Consider the following 20,024-nt stretch of genomic DNA (forward strand, 5'->3'; position numbering starts at 1 on the left):
AGAGGACTCCCTTCCTTTACTTTATGCTTTCTTTTAATGCCTCTAGGTTTTTCTCCATGGTAGAAATGTAGGTTTCACCCGCTTGGATTTGTTCATTCGTCAAACTCTCAAGGGGGTTGAGTACTTCAAGTTTTACACCTGTTTCCTTCGATAATGTCTCTGCTACTTTAGATGACGCATTTTCTTCAAAATAGATGACTTCGATTTTATTTTGATCGACAAAATCTTTCAATTCAGCTAATCGACTAGGTGTAGGCTCTTGATCCGGTGAGACTCCTGAGATGGCTACTTGTTTTAGGTCGTAGCGATTTGCTAAATAAGCAAAGGCAGCATGTTGCGTCACAAACGTTCGGTTTGTTGCACCTTTTAATGCTTCTGTATAGGCCTGATCCAATGCTTCTAATTTTTTGATATAAGCTGCGGCATTTTGGTCAAATGTGTCTTTCTTCTCTGGATATTTCTTGCCGAGCTCTGTAGCAATCGTCTGTACTTCTTGGATCGCTAATGTTGGATCTAACCAAACATGAGGGTCATAGGCATGGTCATGCTGATGTCCTTCTGATTCTTCGTGTTCTTCTTCATGCTCTTCTTGTGACTCTAGACGTTCAATTCCCTTAGCAGCTTCGATCATCAACGTTCGATCGGTATCGACCGTGTCTTTCAATGAGTCAACAAAAAATTCCATGTCTGAACTGTTATAAACAAAAACATCTGCATCCGCAATGGTTGCACTTTGTTTGGCACTTGGTTCAAAATCATGGGGTTCCGTTCCTGCGGGAATCAATAATTCGACCTTCCCAGTATCACCAACGACTTCTTTCGTAAATTCATACATCGGGTAAAACGTTGCGACAACGTTCAACTCATCTTGTGCCGATTCTTGGGTTGTCTGTCCACACGCTGTAAATAGGAAAGCTCCTATTGCTAAAGATGCGGCTAATAAATATTTCTTCATATATGCTCCTTTCAAAACAAATCGTAATATTACGATTTATCAACGAGGATTAATGTACCAAATTAAAAAAAAACAGTCAATAGTTTAACCTGATTTTCTGATTTAAATGCAAACTTATCCTGTAAATCGGAAAACAAATGAATTGCCCGTCATATCAACAACGAACGTAATCGTTTTCTTTCAACTTTGGTTAAAAAGTGTCTGTTCCACACTATTATTTTTTGTTCCGATAACACTGAACGATTGGTTGAGATTGATAACAAAAAAGAAGGTAACGATCCTTCATCTTCTAAAACGAAATCAGCGGGAAAGATGTCTGGGATATTAGTCCTCTTATATCTCCTAAAACTGAATAAACGGCAGAAACAGAAGTAACCTCTTCGAAAATAAGGCGCCATCCACAAAAATTTGAAAAACAATTTTCGTGGATGGCGCCTTATTTCTCGAGGCTAAACACTTCTGTTCCGATCTCTTTTACCGCTTATTTCTCGAAGCTGACTACTTCCGTCATGACATCGTGTCTCTTTCATGCGTTTATAGCGTTCTGACAAGATAAACTTCCTCACAAAAACCTTTTAATCCGTTGTAGACACGTTGGGCTCTGGAATAGTGTTGACAAAGGGCAAAAACAGTTGGACCACTACCACTCATCAGGGCCGCATCTGCGCCATATTTGATCATTCGCTCTTTGATTTGATAAATGACCGGATGGCGTTTTCCTGTCACATCTTCAAGACTGTTCCCCATTTTCGTCAACATTTTTTGATAATCTTGTTGTCGAAGCGCATCAGCCAAACCAGGAATATCTTGATGTTGGATTTTTTGCGTATCGATTTCTCGAAAAACAGTTCGTGTCGAAACACTCATTTTAGGTTTTACCAAGATGATCCAGCAAGAGGGCATCGCTGGCAACAATTGGACGATTTCTCCCTTTCCGCCTACGTAAGCTGTTTGTCCGTAAACACAGTAAGGTACATCTGTCCCCACTTCCAAACCAATCTCAGCTAGTTCTTCTAAGCTACAGCCTAAATCCCATAACCGGTTGATCCCTCTTAATGCTGCAGCACAATCTGTACTTCCACCACCTAGTCCAGCGGCAACAGGGATATTTTTCTTCACAGCGATTTTTACGCCTTTTTTTATCTGGTATTTCTTTTTCAGCAACAAAGCTGCTTGATACACATTGTTACGCTGATCTACCGGTAAAAATGCTTTATTCGTCTCAACAATGATCCGATCTTCCGATAGCTCTTCAAAGAACAAGTGATCAGCTAAATCTACACTTGACATCACCATTTCCAACTCATGATACCCATCTGGTCTTTTATATAACACATCCAACCCTAAGTTTATCTTCGCTGGTGCTTTTTCAATCAATTCCATCCTCTCACCCATTCGAAAAGTCTAAGTCGAAAGTATTCTATCATAGGGGAAAATAAAAGTATAGCTTCCACCAACATGCGTAAACACTTTCCTCACAGCTTTACAATCATTTTTACAATTCTGTCAGAACTTCTTCTGCTAGACTTGTTCCTTTTTCTTTCCCTTTACCAATCAATAAGAAAAGCTGCCATGTGGCTAAAGTAAAACTACTTCCTTTCATATACGCAAAATAACGGCCTTCCCAATGAGTAACATACCGTTGTTTTTCTTCGTAAGTTAATTGGAATGAGTAAAAGAAATTCCCGTAATTGAAGATGATCCTCATCACTTTTTCTTGCAAGAACGAGAAATCAGTTTCTCCGACATTTGCAAGGGGAGCCAGCCCTAGATTCGCTTCTGCATACCCATTTTTGCGATAGACATCCAGTAGATTTGCAAGTAAGTAATCACCTAGACTATTCGGCTGGTTCGGTAGATACCGCAATAAATCATACCCCGCTTGGCGGTCATTGATTGGTTGAGATGTAATGAACCCAACGATTTTCTGCTCTTTCCTAACAATACCAATACCACTCATCAAGAGATAATCTTTCTCAAAATAACCAACAGAGAAATGCTTCTCACGAGAACCATCCAACCATTTTTGAGAAACTTCCTGAATCGGTTCGAGCAACTCTTCAGGTAATTGGTCATACCAAGTAAAATGGTATCCCTCATTCGTCAAACGTTGCAATTCGATCTGCTTTGTACGCCAGTGAAGCGCGTCTGAAGAAAGATTAGTAATCGCTGCTTCTCCAACTTTTGCAAAGTGAAAACCCGCTTCGTGAAGCATGACGACATAACTTTCGGATACTTTATAAAAAGCTAATTCATAGCCAAAACAATCGGCTTTTTTCAAAAACTCATGCGTAGCTGTACGTATCTTCGTTGGATCACCAATCGGATCACCAAGAACAAAACATTTATTTCCTTTGATTTGGTAACCAAACACTACTTTATCTTGACCATTTTCCTGATAATAAAAATAAGTATATCCAGGTAAGTGCAGATAATGACTAGCCGCGGTTCCACCATAGGCTGTCAAGAGGCGATTTAAACGCATTTGATCCAGAGGTTCACCAAACCCTGTTTCTGAAGCTAAATATTGGTACAATGCAACTAACGCAAGTAATGAGATTCCTAAACCAATCAGTCCTGAAAACCAAACATCCTCAGATGGAAAGAGAATAAAGCGATTCGCAGTTAAATCTCCTACCCAAAAACTTCCACGGTGATAGCCTGCGATTGCATAAACAATAAATAAAAAGCCAAACAAACACGCATCAAATATGATTGCTCCCCATGAATAGACGAACTTTTCACGATAAAACTCTTTTCGGGATAACCACACCGCTAATAAAATCAAAAGGTATACAACAATCAGTTCCCATGATAAGGTGCGCATTACAGTATTGATGATTCCAAAAGCGAGTAAAGCAATAGTAGGAATAAACGCTTTTTTGACTTTCATCGCTAAAGCTCTAGCTAGCCCTAACAATAAGAACCCAACCAGCAGGTTCAATGACTGATCTAAAAAATCAAACGAAAAGGGTAAGAGTATTTGAAACAACCGACTGACAGTCGAAAGATTCGTGATCGTTGAAAGTAAGACCATCATGATTCCCGCAAAATAAACGGCACATACTAACACTAAATGAGCAATTTTTTGAAAAAATAGTCGGGGAATATTATCTAAAAATCGATTGATTTTGACGCCTGTGTGTGTCAAAAATAAAACGATCCCTGAAAGAAATGGTAGAACATAGTAGAACAAACGATAATAAAGCAACCAAACAAGTGCAACATCTTGCCGCACGCCAAGTTGACTCATTCCTAAGATCATCAGCACATCAAATGTGCCTACACCACCTGGTACCATTGTCAACATCCCAATCAATGTGGCAATGATAAACATAGGGTACAAGGACCATACAGAAATATCTACAGCCATCAAGCGCCCAATCAACAAGAAAACCACTAAGGCACCAGTCCATTGTCCAAAGGAAGCCAGTAACAAGCCCAGTAAACCTTTAGGATAAAATTCTGCAAATAGCGTTTTACGTTTCAAATAGGCAAACAAAAAGATAAGCGGTGCTAGAAAGCTACCACCAAATAACCAAATCCAATAACTACGAAACACACTATCTGTTTGAAGAAAGAAGACATTGATGAACGTCACTAATGACCAAATAGAAAGACCCGTCAATAGAAACAAAGCAACCTTAGAGACTGTTGCCAACACCATTTTTCGATTCGTGTGCTTGCCATAAAAACTGGCGCGCAAGCTTGCTCCGACAATCCCTCCGAATCCTGCCAAGTTATTGATCGTATTCGTAATCCATGCAGATAACAAAAAGTCTTTACGACTCATTTTGGGCTTGCCTTGTTTTTCCAATACTCGAATCGTTACCCAATCATAAAGTAACATCGGCATCACACCAATCAAACCTGCTAATATCATCCATGCTAACGTGACATGACTTTGTTGTTCCATCGTGTGCCAGACATCTTGCCAACTCATCCCATGGGCAATGTTTGCGACTTGATTCGCCACAAAAACAAGGATCGATCCAAAGAAAATCAGCTTCAAAATCAACTGATGTGCTTTCACCCACTGGATCATGATCTGTAATTTATTTTTCACCGGCACCCTTCCTCACCTGTAGACTTTCTAAACATATACATTCATGTTATCTTATTTACATTGATTTTTCCACTTTGGGCATTAGGTTGTGAAAGAAGCGCTTTGACCTGAGCAGTAAGTTGGAAAAACAGTTCGTCTCTCGACTTGCAGATTATGAGAAAGAAAGCTATGCTAAAAATCAAAGGAGAGGATTACATGAAAATCGGATTTATCGGTACAGGAAATATGGCACAAGCAATTATTCACGGTATCTTAGCAAATAATCTAGTGGCTAAAGAAGATATTTTTGTTTCAAGCGGTCATTATGAAAATGCTCAACGCTTTGCTGGTAAAGTTGGGATCAATGCTTGTCAAACCAATCAAGAGATTGCTGAAAAAGCAGAAATCGTTGTTTTGGCAGTAAAACCAAAAATCATCGAACAGGTGTTAAATGAATTACGCGACTATCGTAAACAACAGTTGTTTATCTCAATTGCTTCAGGAAAATCGCTTGCAACACTAGAACAAGCACTTGATCCAGAAGCTGCTATCGTTCGTGTGATGCCCAATGTCAACGTGAGTGTTGGCGCGGGTGTTTCTGCAATCTGCAAAAACCAAGCAGCAACAAATGAACAGTTGACACAAGCGACACAAATCTTTGAAGCGATTGGCAGTGTTTATCCTTTAGCAGAAGATGATTTCAGTACATTTATCGGATTAGCTGGAAGCTCCCCTGCTTTTATTTATATGTTGATCGATGCAATGGGACGTGCAGGTGTTTTACATGGACTACCTAAAAAAACAGCAACAGAAATTGCAGCCAAAGCGATTTTAGGTTCCTGTCAAAAGTTCCTAGCAAGCGATGAAAATCCTTGGGAATTAGTTGACCAAGTATCTTCTCCAGGCGGAACGACAGTTGCTGGTGTCGTCGCATTAGAAGAGGCTGGGTTTATCCCCGCAATCATTACAGGGATCACGAAAACGATCGAAAAAGACAAAGAAATGTTGTAAACGAAGAAGCGATGCAAGGATAGACTGAAAAAAATAAAATTTAATATTGTTAAAACAAAATAAGCCGAATGATCCGAAAACAACTGTGTCTACTTCCGGATTATTCGGCTTGTTTATATTGAACATTTGCTATTATTTATTTCTTGTTTCTATGCGAAGTAAAAGTTACTCCACATAAAATTAGTATTCCTACAAGCATTAATCTAGCGTACAAAAAACGTGTAATCTCAAATCTTTCAACTTCAAATGAGCTTACTATTTTAGGTGGTAAGTAAAAACACAAGAATAGAAGAACCGCATATTGGATTTTTCTTATCCTAGTTTCATTCTTAAACGGTTTAACGGATAAAAATGGAACGCCAAAAACATAGCCTAAACCACTGGTTGATATTAGTATAGATTTATTTCCTTTCAATAAAAACTCAACCAAGCCGATAAAGGCTAATACAAGTGAAAATATAACTAGTAATTGAACGATGTATTTCTTCATACGATTAGTCATCTCGTTCTGTGATGCTTTCCATGATGTACCCTCCATGAGTCATCCCATACTTCTCGAACATATCATCCAGTCATATCACCAGTAGCTAAAGAGAATGCACTTGCTTCTCCACTAGATAACATACTCATTGTGACAGACAAGGTAAAAATTTCAGATTTAATCATTTATACTCCTCCTTTAACATTTAGTGAGAGTGCTCGCTAAACATTAAACCACTCATTTAGAGTACTGTATTCAATAATTTGTGTTTTTTTATTGTTACTATTCGACATACGATAACCTATTGTTAATACGTCCTTTATCCGTTGATTTTCAAATTAAATAATAACAATAATACATAAAAATCCTTGTAAATTCACTTTTTTCTGTCACCTTAGAACTGAATAAACGCCGAGAACATCCGTAACCTCTTCGAAAATAAGACTGCACATTTTTATGCTTACTGTCTTAGTGATCGAAGAGGTTGTTCTTCATATTTTAGCTGATACTTACAGTAGTAAAATTATACCTTATCTCTGTTCTATCTTTTTTTGGCTAGTGTCCTTTACTGTTCGTTTTACAGACTGACCTGTTTTCCCTTCACGATAGACTGCTGGTAAGTGATTGTCGCGTTGGTCTCTTTACTAACCTTTTTGCCATGACTTATGATCTTTGCAAAATCTACCGCTCCATCTCTTGTTTGAGCAGATACTTCTGTCGACATTTTTGGTACTACTTGTTTCTTTTCTAAACGTTTATCTTGTTCTATCACTAAAAAATCACCTGTTTTCATTGTCGTTGCAACAGGAAACAGCTTACCATCTCCCGATTCTTCTTTTGTCTCTCTTTTGACGCGGGGGTGATCGTGGGACTCATTTTTATCCTCATCCCCTCTCATGATCCTTGCAAAATCTGCCGCTTTATCTCTTTTTTGAGCAGATGCTTCTGTCGGCATTTTTGGTACTACTTGTTTCCTTTCTACATTTTTATCTGGTGGTATAACTGAAAAATCATCGTTAGACTTCTGGTAAGTTGCTGTCGCATTGGTCTCTTTATTAATCTTTTTACCATGACTTATGATCCTTGCAAAATCCGCTACTTCATCCCTTATTTGAGTAGATCCTGTCGGCATCATTTCAGACAAGTCTTGCTTCTTTTCTAAATCTTTAGTTTGCTCTAACACAAAGAAATTACCTGTTTGCATCATTGCTAACACAGTGAATAGCTTGCCATCTCCCAATCCCTCTTCCTTTGTTTCTCTTTTGACACGCGGTTGGTTATAGAACTCATTTTGATTGGCGAAATCTCTCATAATCGTTGCGAGTAATTGAGCATCCGTCAGTTTAAAGTTAGTAAATAACATAGCATCTGTTTGAAATGCTTTGACGACCGTTTTTTTAGATAAACGAGGGGCATTTTGCTGTTTTGCTACCCCTGTAACAAATTGATCAAAATTCGGATGTTCAAAAAAACCCGAGTATCTTGTAAGAAAATCATCTTTCACATTTTGTCCACTCGGCAAAAATCCAGTAAGCGTTAGCCCATATTTAACAACATCATATGTTCCTGAAACAATATGTGTGGTTTCATGCGTGATCGTTATCTCTGGAGGCGCTGCTATTTGGATTCCTGGTAAAATTTCTGGTCTTTTATGGAAAGCATCAGCTACAATAATGATGCGACACTCGGCATCTTCTTTCAATACAAAGGCATAGGCTTTCGGATTATCATTACTAACAGAGTAATAGGCATGTGTCTTCTCATCTAGAACAAAATCAGTCGAAACGATCCAAATATTTTCAAATCCCCAGTCTGCTGATTGTCTCAGAAATTGTTCACCTTTGGTTGCGATTGAAAGGAGTCTCTTTACCGATTCCTTTAAAATCTTCTCTTGCTGAACAGAAGGTGGCACGTCAAGGAAATTTATTAAGTATTGACCTTCGGCTGTTTCTGCGATTTTATCTACTTTTAACAATTCTAAACACACATCTTTGACGATTCTGAAATTTTCTATGGCATTCTTGAATTCTTGAGGAAGTTTCTCTATAAACGGTCTAAGTGATTCCGGCACCATACTTATGTCTAAACCGGAAAAAACACGAAACTGGTCATCTGGTTTCAAAGACAATACTTTGGCAATCTCATCAGAAATCGATTTTTGTGCTTTCTCCTCGTCGATATAGACAATTCTTTGTGGCTCTGGGACAAAATGATCCAATGGTTTGATCGGAACTAATTCATCTTCCAACCTTGAAATGCCTTGCATTGGCGAATACTCGATTGCATTAAGCATACCGTACCATCCCCACCATCTATTTGGGGATTCTGGAAGGGTATTATACGGCGGATACAATGAATTCTCATTCCTCTGCGCAACTGTCTTTCCCCGAGCTGATCCTACATCCTCTTTTTTTGACATACCTTCTTGCGGAGAATTAGGGCTATTATATTGGACAGTCCCTGGATATTTTTCATTGGCTTTCTCTAAAGGCGTTTCAAACCGAAAAGCACCATTATTCGTGTCCAATCGTAATACGGTCATCGGTGCAAGAATATTTTTTTTCACCAAATGGTAACGATTCGTTTCCTTGTCCAACAAAACTAATGGAATGTATTGCTCTTGGATTCTGATATAAGATCGCCCAGCAGAATTCCACATCAACCCATTTTCATCCGGTGGGGATAGCGTAGTCGGAGTCAGTAATGACTCATACTGACTTAATTCCTTTCCTACCTTCTCACGTACTGCTAGCGAAACTGTTGGGCTAGTTTCTGCTTCAAAATACCACTCTATCCCGTTAAAGTTTACCGGATATATCGCTCCTCTATCATGTATATCATAGCGGACACCATGATTCTCAATTGTACTGATTCTGACAGGCACTAATTTCTTATTCATTTCAATGAACGTTTGCCGAAAATCTCCTTCTCCAGTAACAGTTAATGTAGTTGCCTCCCCATAAGCTTTAGGATTTAAATTTAGTTCTTTTACAGCTACATCTCTGTTAGGAATCTTCCTTGAAATTCGGTTAACCAAATATTTGTGTCTGCGAAAAAAAACTGCCGGTCCCTCAAACAGCCTTAGCTTTGTTCCACGCAATGTAAAATGATTTCCATAAACAGTCCCTTTTTTTAAATCTGATACTGGGACGTACAAATGATCTTGCACACGTTTCACGCGTATTTCTGGACCATTATTTGGTAAAGTAGCTTGCGTATAACTTTTCGCCCAATCGTGGGTTTCTATTCCAAATTTTTCAAGTTTTGCCACTACTTCCTTGAGTTCTTTTCTAATAAATGCTTGGTTTTTTAAACGTATCAACCCCTTAAATAGGGCTTGTGAACTATCATTTAGAAATTCTATTCCTGGATCAGCGTAACGTATAGCACTAACAACAATTGATCGGAGTTCTGATGTTCTTGGGAGGAAGCGCGTACTATGACGTACTATACCTGCTACACCTTGTTTCATGATCGTTCTTGCCATACCAAATACAAATCTCGTATTGAGGGCTGTGACTTGACCCAATACAGGAATCAAGGACACTGCATCGAGCATACAACTGGGAACCGCCTCACCAATATCTTTATTCATACTACCGACCACGCAATCGTAAAAAGGAATGAGATGCTTGAAAACATCCCAAATTTTTGTAACCATTGTTGTCTCTCTTCCTGAATCATAGAGTTGTCGATAGACTTTATCCCTGTGTTTACCGCTGATATGGTTGATAAACGCCTCCTGTGCATTTCCTTTCAATAAAAGTTTGTTCTGATTCGATTCTAGTTTAAAAATATAAGGCTTATCTCTGATCAGAACTTTATCACCATATTTTCGAAATTCATTTTTCCAAAGATCTTGTCGATTAAAAAGTCCATATCGGAGATATGACATAGGATCTTTATCAACGCGATAAAGCTTGTATCCTCCATCTTTTTCAAGCCTTTTCAACGCATAGCATCTTTCTTCTCCACCAAGAATAACTACAAATAAATCTGTCTCATCTAAGGTAAGAAGCGTCTCTACTTCCACTTCTTTTGCCAAAAAGACTGGTGGAAAACCTGACGTTCCTGGTCCACTTGCCGAATGCCTTGCTTTATGACTCAGCACTGCCTGTGCCTCATATATACGACTTTCCGATGAAAATATAAAATTCAAATCATCTTTGTGAAATGAATCCACCGCAAGTCGTATCAGAAACTGATCCAATGAATAAAATGATTCAGATACAGCTTTCGTTAACCGCATATACCATTCATTGATATCTGGTGGAATCCATGGACCAGGACAGGGATTTCCGCCAGCGAGATAAACTTGCCCACCCGCAAGACTAACCGCGATACCTAGTTTTTTGCACTCTTCCAGTACTTCATCCACAAGCGCTGATTGTTGGCGCCAGTCTATTACTGCTGTTTGATAAGATAAGACAAGGTCATTGACCATTTCTTGCTTTTTTATTAGTTCAAAATAGCCACGTTGCAAATAATTGACAAAGGTGCTTAACGCGACTTGTTGATAGTCCCCTTTTGCTATTGGACCTCTGAGAATATCTGGGTCCAACTGAGCGATAGCCAATGTCGCTGGAATTAAAAGATGAGAAATTTCTTCGACAGTATCAATCCCTTTATCTCTAAAACTCTCAAAAAAAAGTTCGCCTACTGATTTGATTTCTGTCTGATTGAATTTCTCAAGATACCCTAAATCCTTTAATATTCTAGAGCCAGTCATCTGCATTAAAGAATCATAATCAGCGATCAATACATCGTCACCAACCTCACTTGATTTAAGAAAATAATTAGGTAGTGCTCGATTCATGAACATAATCCATAGTTTAGTGATATTATTTTGTCTTCCTATTTTTTGATCGACTTGTTGAGTGGCAGATTTCGGTGGGATGTTGATTAGATCAGCTTTTATCAATTCTTCTACGGAAAATGACTTCCTAAGCTGGCCGATCGTAAATGTAGATGGGTCAGATGAATCAATGATTTTTTTTGCGGCATACCCTTCTATTGTGGTACCCAGGACATTTTCAACTGTCCATTTCATTACGGTCAATTCAGCGTCCCTATCTGAGATCACTTCCTCTGTCTTTCCACCATATAGTTTTAACTCTTTCAGGATAACTTTTGCTATCGCTTGGACTTTCTCAGATGAGACTCTGCCATCCATCCCTGTTTGTCCAAACCATTCCCCCATAGCGGACAAAACATCTTCTTTGCTTACTTGGGTAGTAGACAACATGCCTTTTTGACGAAAAAATGTCTCAACTTGTGTCATGATTTTCTTATCCAACCACTTATTGATTGTTACTGCTGGTATAGATTCTGCTTTTTCATCTACAATCGCAGAGGGAGTGGTGGTAGGCAAAACTAAATGATTGCTTTCGATCATGTCCCACAACCAATTCGTGAACGTGATTTCTGCGCCTTTATTTGAAATGACGCCATCTACTTCCTCACCAAGGATGACTTGAGCAATTTGTTTCATTTTTACCATGTCTATAACCTCTTGATTTGCTCCTTCCAGCAGTACCCAACTTGAGACTATTTTCGCAAAAGCATCAGCATCCGTAGTTTCACAATCTACGCCTTTTTCAGTTAAAAATTTAGCTACTCTTTGTTTTTCTTTCTCTAACTTTATACGATCTACGGTAGTATGTAACACTTCTTTTGGCTGGCTATTCGTTTGTGTCGTAGGCTTAAAATCATTTTCTAAAAAAAAACGTTCAATCTTTTTCTTAACTTCTTCTTCATGCTCCTGTTCTTGATTCTTTTTGATTTCTTCAATATCGATACCCAAACGATTGTCTTGCCCCTTCTTATACGTATAGCCAATCTGTGCGTTATTGTTTTCCCACTGCAACACAATCGCTCGTGACTCAGCATCCGTCAAGGGAACAGCTGCCCCACCATAAGCCCTCACAATCATATTCGCTGCTATGTTCTGTCTTTTGCAGATTTCTTCGTACTGTAAACCTGCAAAGATCCATTTTTGTAACAACAAAACCAGTTGACGTGGTGTTGCCGTTGTAAAATACATTTGTTCTTTATATAGGAACTTGCCGACTTCGCCATTCGCTTTTTGGGTATTCTCTCGCATATCAAAAATCTGTTTATGATAATAAATTGGTACGATTAGTGTTTGCTTAGGAATACTATCTGGTCGATCAAGGATAAAGTCCTCATAGATCTGATTGTTTTCTTTTAAATATTTTTGAACTTGAAGAATTGAGGCAGTCTCTGCTGGTGATAAACCATATTGAATGGTTTGTTTCGTCTTCTCTTTATAAAGATACCCCGCTAGCAACGTGTTAGTTTTCCATTGTTTATAAATTGCTTGTAATTGTATATCGGATAAGAAATCTCCTAGTCTACTATTTTCAATCCCGTACCCTTTGTGGATGAGATAAGCTAAATATTGTGCCCGCTCTGACTGTATGGTTTGGTCATTTTTCCAATTCCTACCTGCCCAATTTTGAACAACCTTAATCAACTCCAAGTCGGTATCTATCTGGCTAACAACTCCTGTACCGATGAAAAAAGATTTAAGTATCTGATTCACATCAGTTGTCTGATTTTTCTGCTGAAAAAGCGGTTCATCAAAATGAAAAACTGGCAATAATTCTGACTGATCAAAGGGTTGTATATCTTGAGAGATGGCTTCGGTGATTTGAAGGACCATACTATAGTCAGAAGCACTAACAGGGATGAATAAATTATTGGTTAGATCATTTTCTGTGACTGTTTCATTATGTTTTTGTATCGGATTGATCTCAATATTCTTAGTTTCAGTAAAAGTATATGGTTTAAACACGTTATTTGTTTCCCATTGAAAGAAAATATTGATTGCTCTAATGGCAGATAACTGCACGACGGAAAGACCATAAGCACTAAGAATAATTTTAGCAAGCTGTTGTCTCTTCTCAAGAAGTTCATGGTTTGATGCACCTCTATTCGCCCAGCTTTGAAGAGCGAGAAAAAACTCATTATATGGCTTATCTTTAATGGCACATAACTCACTGCGTTGTTCACAAACAGCTTGTCTGATTCTTTCATTTGCTTTGTCTGTTTCACTGCGCTGCCCAAAGACTTCTTGATCATACCAGAACGGTGTAAATGGTTCATTGACTGGTACAGGTGAAGGTTTATTTTCCATATAAGCTAACATGATTTTGTTGATTTTCTCATGTGTTGCTTCAGAGAGTGCTTCCGACGATTTCAGTCCAACAAGCGTTGGGTTTGTTGTTTCAATTAAAGGTGGCGCATCCATTGACTGCGTAGGGATGGTTGCTGCTTCCGCGCCAATTCTTGTTTGTAAGTAATCATAACGTTTAACGAAACGATCGAACACTTCTGAAAAATCTTTGGCCAAAGCAACAAGTTTTGCGGTGATGCTCACTTCTGTTCCGTGAGCGGCTTGTCTTTTCGAATCACTTGCCAGAAGCTGCTGTTTTAAAATATGCTGTCGCTCATATTTTCTATTATCTTTGCCTAACGGATCAGAAGATTTCTCTTGTGTTTTAGGATCGCTAGAAAAAGTTTGGATCAATAACTCTGTAAAATGCCCTAACATATTGTATTTTTCATCTGTGTGATTCAATGAATCAATGATCTGCTCTTGCTGATAAAAGAATGAGCTGAACACTTCATTTAGACCATTCCAAAAAGAAGTCACACTAAGAGTTACGTTTTCTGGTACTGGAACGTCTGTTGTCGTCCCATTCTTCTGATACTTTTCCTCAAAAGTCTTTTGAAAAAAATTTTTCAACTTTTCAGCCGCATTACTTGCATTAAATTGCTGTGGATCATTTGCATCCGTACTTTTCTTGAATGAAAATTGCTGGAGAGAGCGCGTTGTATTACTTCGTGTTTCATTCAATGTTTGTGAGGCGGCGATAGCATTTTGGCAAACTGTCTTAAAGTGGATTTGTGTATGATTTTTATTTTCCCATAAGCCGTATTCTTTTTTGTGGAATGCTTGTTCGGACGTTGAACAGTCAATAAGTTCTGAAATACCATAGGCTAATTTGTGCACATCTATACTGAATTGGTGAGCAGCGTCTGCTAAATCCGAAAGCGGCGAGACAACTTCTAGTTTGTTTTGTTTTATTTGAGTAGTATTCGTTGGTAAAGGCGGGGTTATTTTTTGGGGGTTAAAAGTCGAGCTAGACTTGAGCGCAGGCATTCGTACTTGATTTCCGATCTGTTGAATTTCGACATGCGTATCTACTTCTAACACCGCACCTGAATCTTGGACAGCTCGTTGCTGATCAGGGCGATCCTCTGGCATCCGTAGACCTGCTAGAACGCTCCATATAAAGAGGAAGCCTGCAGGGGTCAGGAGGTCTGTCGGCGTCTGACCTAATCTACTTGCAATGTCATACATCGTATTTTGCCGTTCTTTTGGGTCATCCTTCATATTAAATTCGTTGTAGAATTCACCGATTCTTCTATTAAAATCTTCTCCTGGCATTTCGTCTCACTCCTTCATTAAAAGATGCACATCAACTGAATAAAGTGTTAAAAATCACTAGTTTTATTTGCTTTTCTACATATCTCTTCTCCCCTTCACTTTCATCATACAAGGGTGGTAAACATTTATGTGCCTTTTATTCAAGTATTTTAGAAAAAAATGGTCAAATAAATTAGCTTGAACGTTCCAAGATGAAATGCCTGATTTTCAATTTATTACTCAAGAAGGTGTGCATTTTTTTGCTAGGTAAAAAGGAATTCATTTAAGTGTTTTTACACACCTAAAACGACTGAAATGAACACTTCCTGGCATTTCAGCCGTTTTTTATGGATGTATGTAATCATATCTTTTCTTATTGTCTTGTTTTCATTTGTTTATTTTTTAGATTTGAGTTTAACGATCGACAATTCTATGACATAGTAAAACATCAGACTATAAATGCCACTCGGCAGGAAATCACGATTCACGATATATTCAATCGTGATCCCAAAAGCACTCCCAAACAATCCAGAATAAATGACGATTAGATAGGGATGATCGTCAGCAAATTTCATTATTTTTATCAGCAATATGCTTCGCCTCCTTATACTATAGTTATTTCAAGTATTACTATACCGTTAAAAAACTATGGATATCTTATCTGTCATAAAAGATCATTTTAAAGTCATAAGCGTTGTCACGATCTGTTATGCCCTAGAATCAAAAAAAATGACCCAACAGACTAATCTAATCTGTTGGGTCATCCTATATTTTAACTATTTTTTATTTCGCATAATCGGTTGCACGAGTCTCTCGGATCACGATTACTTTGATGTGTCCTGGGTAATCCAGATCATCTTCGATACGTTTACGGATATCGCGTACTAAGCGTACCGCATCTAAATCAGAGATTTCTTCTGGTTTGACCATGACGCGTACTTCACGTCCGGCTTGGACAGCAAAACTTGATTCAACACCGGCAAAGCTGTTTGAGATTGTTTCTAGGCTTCTCAAACGACGGATATAGTTTTCCAATGATTCACTTCTTGCACCTGGGCGAGCTGCTGATAATGCGTCTGCAGCGGCTACTAGGACGGAAATAACAGAAGTCGCTTCGACATCGCCATGGTGAGAGGCAATCGCGTTGATCACAACTGGATTCTCTTTGTATTTCGTTGCTAGTTCTGCACCGATCTCAACGTGAGATCCTTCGATTTCATGGTCTAACGCTTTTCCAATATCATGAAGCAAGCCCGCACGTTTTGCCAATTGGATATCTTCGCCTAACTCCGCTGCTAAGATTCCTGATAATTTCGCTACTTCGACCGAATGTTTCAACACGTTTTGGCCATAACTTGTTCGGAAATGGAGACGACCCATGATCTTGATCAAATCTGGATGAAGCGTATGTGCGCCGACTTCAAAGGCTGCTTCTTCTCCATATTCACGAATCCGTTCGTCCATTTCTTTACGTGATTTTTCAACCATTTCTTCGATACGCGCTGGATGGATCCGTCCATCTTGAATCAGTTTTTCTAATGTCATTCGTGCGATTTCTCGACGAATTGGATCAAATCCTGAAAGAACGACTGCTTCTGGTGTATCATCAATGATCAAATCGATTCCTGTAAGTGTTTCAAGGGTTCGAATATTTCGTCCTTCACGTCCGATGATACGACCTTTCATTTCGTCATTTGGTAATGTCACGACGGACACTGTCGTTTCAGAAACTTGATCTGCTGCACAACGTTGGATAGCCAATGAGAGCAAGTTCTTCGCTTTGCGATCTGCTTCTTCTTTTGCACGTTGTTCTGATTCTTTTACCATCAAGGTCAGTTCATGATTCAACTCTTCTTCGGTTGATTTCATGATTACTTCTCTTGCATCTTCTTTCGATAAACCAGCAATTTTTTCTAATTCTTTTTGTTGATCTTCAATCAATCTTTCAACGTCTTTTTCTCGCTCTTCAATTAATTGCTGTTTTGAACTAAGTGCCTCTTCTTTACTTTCAAGTGAGTTTTCTCGTTTTTCTAACGAGTCATCTTTACGATCTAACGTTTGTTCACGTTGGATCAATCGATTTTCTTGAGATTTTAGCTCTAATTTACTTTCTCTCAGCTCACTTTCAACTTCAGAACGATATTTCTGATTTTCTTCCTTAGCTTCCAACAATGCTTCTTTTTTTAGAGTTTCTGCTTCTTTTTTTGCACCTTCAAGAATACTTGCAGCTGATGTTTTTGCACCAGCAATTTCTTTCTCATGACGTGACTTCGCAACCATAAACCCTAAACCAAGACCGACAATTAAACCGATGATAGCGAGGAGAATGTTGAGTCCCATTAAATCCACCTCCATACTATCTTTTCCATTTTTATCATCTACCAATTTCTATGATAAATTATTCTAAACTATAAATATGCTGTTGCATATGTGCATAAAAACCTGCACAAGTTTATTCTAATGTTTGTTTCCAGTAGTGTCAACTTTAAATACGAAAAGAAACGGCTTCCTCGATTTTCAAAAAAGGGAGGTTTTGAGCGAGTGATGACTTATTTTTTGGTTCTTATTCTAGTGAAAAATAAAAAAACATCCGGTAGTTATTAGACTACCGGATACCCGCTTATTTCTTTATTCATCTAGTGGTAATTCTTCTTGTGCTTCTTCTGGTACATCAACTGGTTCACCGATGCCATAAGCCGCACGCACTAATGTAGATACTTCAGCCATCATCTCTGGATGATTTGACATATAGATTTTCGCGTTTTCACGACCTTGACCGATGCGATCTTCTTTGTAAGAATACCATGCACCACTCTTATCAACGATATCTTTTTCAACTGCCATATCCAATAGCTCGCCTTCTTGAGAGATACCTAAGCCATACATCACATCGACTTCAGCGATTTTGAATGGCGGTGCTACTTTATTTTTTACGACTTTGATCTTTGTACGGTTACCGACAATGTCCGTTCCTTGTTTCAATTGTTCCGCACGACGTACTTCCAAACGGATCGTTGCGTAGAACTTCAACGCACGTCCTCCTGGTGTAATTTCTGGATTACCGAACATCACGCCAACTTTTTCACGAATTTGGTTGATGAAAATCGCGATCGTTTTTGTTTTGTTGATCGATCCTGAGAGTTTACGTAAGGCTTGAGACATCAAACGAGCTTGTAACCCTACGTGTGAGTCACCCATCTCCCCGTCGATCTCTGCACGTGGTACTAAAGCTGCTACTGAGTCGATAACGACAATATCTACTGCACCACTTGATACTAAAGCATCAGCGATTTCTAATCCTTGTTCTCCGGTATCTGGTTGAGAAAGGAGTAATTCATCGATATTTACCCCTAATTTTTGGGCATATTGTGGATCCAAGGCATGTTCCGCATCAATAAAGGCGGCAGTCCCACCATTTTTTTGGACTTCTGCGATTGCATGGAGTGCAACCGTTGTTTTACCTGAACTTTCTGGACCGTAGACTTCAATGATCCGTCCACGAGGATAGCCACCTATCCCTAAAGCAACATCTAGTGCAAGAGAACCACTTGGAATTGTCGAGATTTGTTGGTCGATTTTTTCGCCCAGTTTCATGATCGAACCTTTCCCATAGTTCTTTTCAATTTTTTTCAATGCAGCATCTAAGGCTGCTTTACGATCATCTGCCAATACGATAATCCTCCTTATTTTTACGACTCAAAGTAACATTTCATTACGTTTATAATATCTTTTTTATTTATAAAAAGCAAGCAAAAACCGAACAAATATTCGCATTTATTTTTTTCTTAATAGTTGCTTTCTTAGCAGATCAAATCCTTGCATAATCGCACTATTTCTGATTGCCGAACGGTCTCTCGTAAAGTGACATTCTTTTGTTTCTACGCCTTCTTTTGATGCAACGGCAAGCCAAACTGTACCCGCAGGATGTCCTTCTAATGTGTCGGGTCCCGCCACACCGGTAAACGCTACGGCATAATCTGTACCAACGAGTTGGCGTGCTCGAATCGCCATTTGTTCGGCACATTCTTTACTGACTGTGCCAAACTGCTCTAATAGTTCTGGATCGATGCCTAAGAGCTTTGCTTTGGTCTCTGCTGAATAAGTCACAAAGCCCCCAGAAAAGACTTGAGAGACGCCAGGAATTGCTCCTAACGCGGATTGAAAGCCTCCCGCTGTCAAACTTTCAGCTGCTGTGACTGTCTTCCCCTGTTCTTTTAGCAGATCCACGACGGCTTGTGGCAACGAATAGTCATCCCCATAGCCATAAAAATATGCACCGACACGGGCTTGGATTTTTTCTTCTAGTGCGTGCAATGCTTGATTCCCTGCATGGATATCTGACGTTTTGACTGTCAATCTCAGTGTGACTTCATTTGGTTTGGCATAAGGAGCAATCGTGGGATTGATTTGGGTAGCAATCAAGTCTTTTAGATCGGTTACTAATTGTGATTCACCGATGCCATAGAAGCGCAACACTTTTGAAATCAGTTTTTCTTCTGAAGGGAATTGTTGTTCTAACAGTGGTCGCACTTGTTCTACAAACATCGGCTTCAACTCACTTGGTGGCCCAGGAAGTAAAAGATAAGCATTGCTTTTCGTTTGATAAAACGTGCCTAACGCTAAGCCAGTTCGATTAGGTAATGGTGTGCCCCCTTCAATGATCTGAGATTGTTGTAAATTGTTCTCCGTCATTTTTCTTTTTGTCGTTTCGAAAAATGCCAGCAGTTTCTTGTACCCTTCTGTGTTTTGGATCAGCTCTTTGCCGAGGTGTTGAGCGACAACTTCTTTTGTTAAGTCATCTTCTGTTGGTCCTAGTCCACCACATAAAATGATTAGTTCACTTCTCGATTCAGCTAACTGGAGTAACTCCTCCAAACGAGTCGGATTATCCCCGACAACTGTGTGATAATAGACATCGATTCCTAGATCTGCTAACTGTTCTGATAAAAATGTCGCATTCGTATTCACGACTTGTCCAAGTAATAATTCTGTTCCTACTGCTATGATTTCAGATTTCATATTTGATCGCTTCCTTTAGTTGAGGTTGCTTTTGCAACATCTCTATTTATCTGTAAAT

Annotated in this window: 10 protein-coding genes; 1 reads left to right on the top strand and 9 read right to left on the bottom strand. The window is 38.9% G+C overall.

Annotated features, from left to right (window positions below; all coding sequences use genetic code 11):
• Positions 1-16: 16 nt before the first annotated feature.
• The 3 genes from IGJ19_RS13775 to mprF all read right to left on the bottom strand — a co-directional run bounded on the left by IGJ19_RS13775 (position 17) and on the right by mprF (position 5,021).
• Positions 17-955 (bottom strand): metal ABC transporter substrate-binding protein, encoded by a 939-nt coding sequence (locus IGJ19_RS13775; protein WP_074801772.1) that lies wholly within the window; start codon positions 953-955, stop codon positions 17-19.
• Between the two features lie 534 nt (positions 956-1,489).
• Complete coding sequence (gene ispE / locus IGJ19_RS13780) at positions 1,490-2,338, bottom strand: 4-(cytidine 5'-diphospho)-2-C-methyl-D-erythritol kinase (RefSeq protein ID WP_071866538.1); 849 nt, start codon at positions 2,336-2,338, stop codon at positions 1,490-1,492.
• A gap of 112 nt (positions 2,339-2,450) precedes the next feature.
• The gene (gene mprF / locus IGJ19_RS13785) at positions 2,451-5,021 is read right to left on the bottom strand and encodes a bifunctional lysylphosphatidylglycerol flippase/synthetase MprF (protein ID WP_071866537.1); all 2,571 of its coding nucleotides are present in this window, start codon (positions 5,019-5,021) and stop codon (positions 2,451-2,453) included.
• 195 nt (positions 5,022-5,216) lie between these two features.
• On the opposite strand from mprF, the gene proC reads away from it, so the two are divergent.
• Positions 5,217-6,011: a pyrroline-5-carboxylate reductase gene (proC, locus tag IGJ19_RS13790; RefSeq protein WP_074801768.1), complete on the top strand. Its 795-nt coding sequence runs from the start codon at positions 5,217-5,219 to the stop codon at positions 6,009-6,011.
• 136 nt (positions 6,012-6,147) lie between these two features.
• Here proC and IGJ19_RS13795 read toward each other — a convergent pair whose 3' ends face one another.
• From IGJ19_RS13795 to IGJ19_RS13820, 6 genes are all read right to left on the bottom strand, one after another.
• Positions 6,148-6,501 carry a hypothetical protein gene (locus tag IGJ19_RS13795; RefSeq protein WP_430604221.1) on the bottom strand — a complete coding sequence of 118 codons (354 nt, stop codon included), beginning with the start codon at positions 6,499-6,501 and terminating at the stop codon, positions 6,148-6,150.
• A gap of 568 nt (positions 6,502-7,069) precedes the next feature.
• Entirely contained in the window at positions 7,070-14,968 is a 7,899-nt protein-coding gene (locus tag IGJ19_RS13800) for a QWxxN domain (protein WP_430604222.1), read from the bottom strand.
• Between the two features lie 374 nt (positions 14,969-15,342).
• Positions 15,343-15,537: a hypothetical protein gene (locus IGJ19_RS13805; protein WP_130029219.1), complete on the bottom strand. Its 195-nt coding sequence runs from the start codon at positions 15,535-15,537 to the stop codon at positions 15,343-15,345.
• Positions 15,538-15,730: 193 nt separating this feature from the next.
• Positions 15,731-17,287 (bottom strand): ribonuclease Y, encoded by a 1,557-nt coding sequence (gene rny, locus IGJ19_RS13810; protein WP_071866532.1) that lies wholly within the window; start codon positions 17,285-17,287, stop codon positions 15,731-15,733.
• A gap of 288 nt (positions 17,288-17,575) precedes the next feature.
• The gene (recA, locus tag IGJ19_RS13815; protein ID WP_010734076.1) at positions 17,576-18,616 is read right to left on the bottom strand and encodes a recombinase RecA; all 1,041 of its coding nucleotides are present in this window, start codon (positions 18,614-18,616) and stop codon (positions 17,576-17,578) included.
• 105 nt (positions 18,617-18,721) lie between these two features.
• Positions 18,722-19,966, bottom strand: coding sequence for a competence/damage-inducible protein A (locus IGJ19_RS13820; protein ID WP_071866531.1), 1,245 nt, complete (start codon positions 19,964-19,966; stop codon positions 18,722-18,724).
• Positions 19,967-20,024 lie beyond the last annotated feature (58 nt).

Origin of the sequence: Enterococcus sp. DIV1368b (assembly GCF_050529595.1) — a bacterium.
Classification (GTDB): domain Bacteria; phylum Bacillota; class Bacilli; order Lactobacillales; family Enterococcaceae; genus Enterococcus_B; species Enterococcus_B mundtii.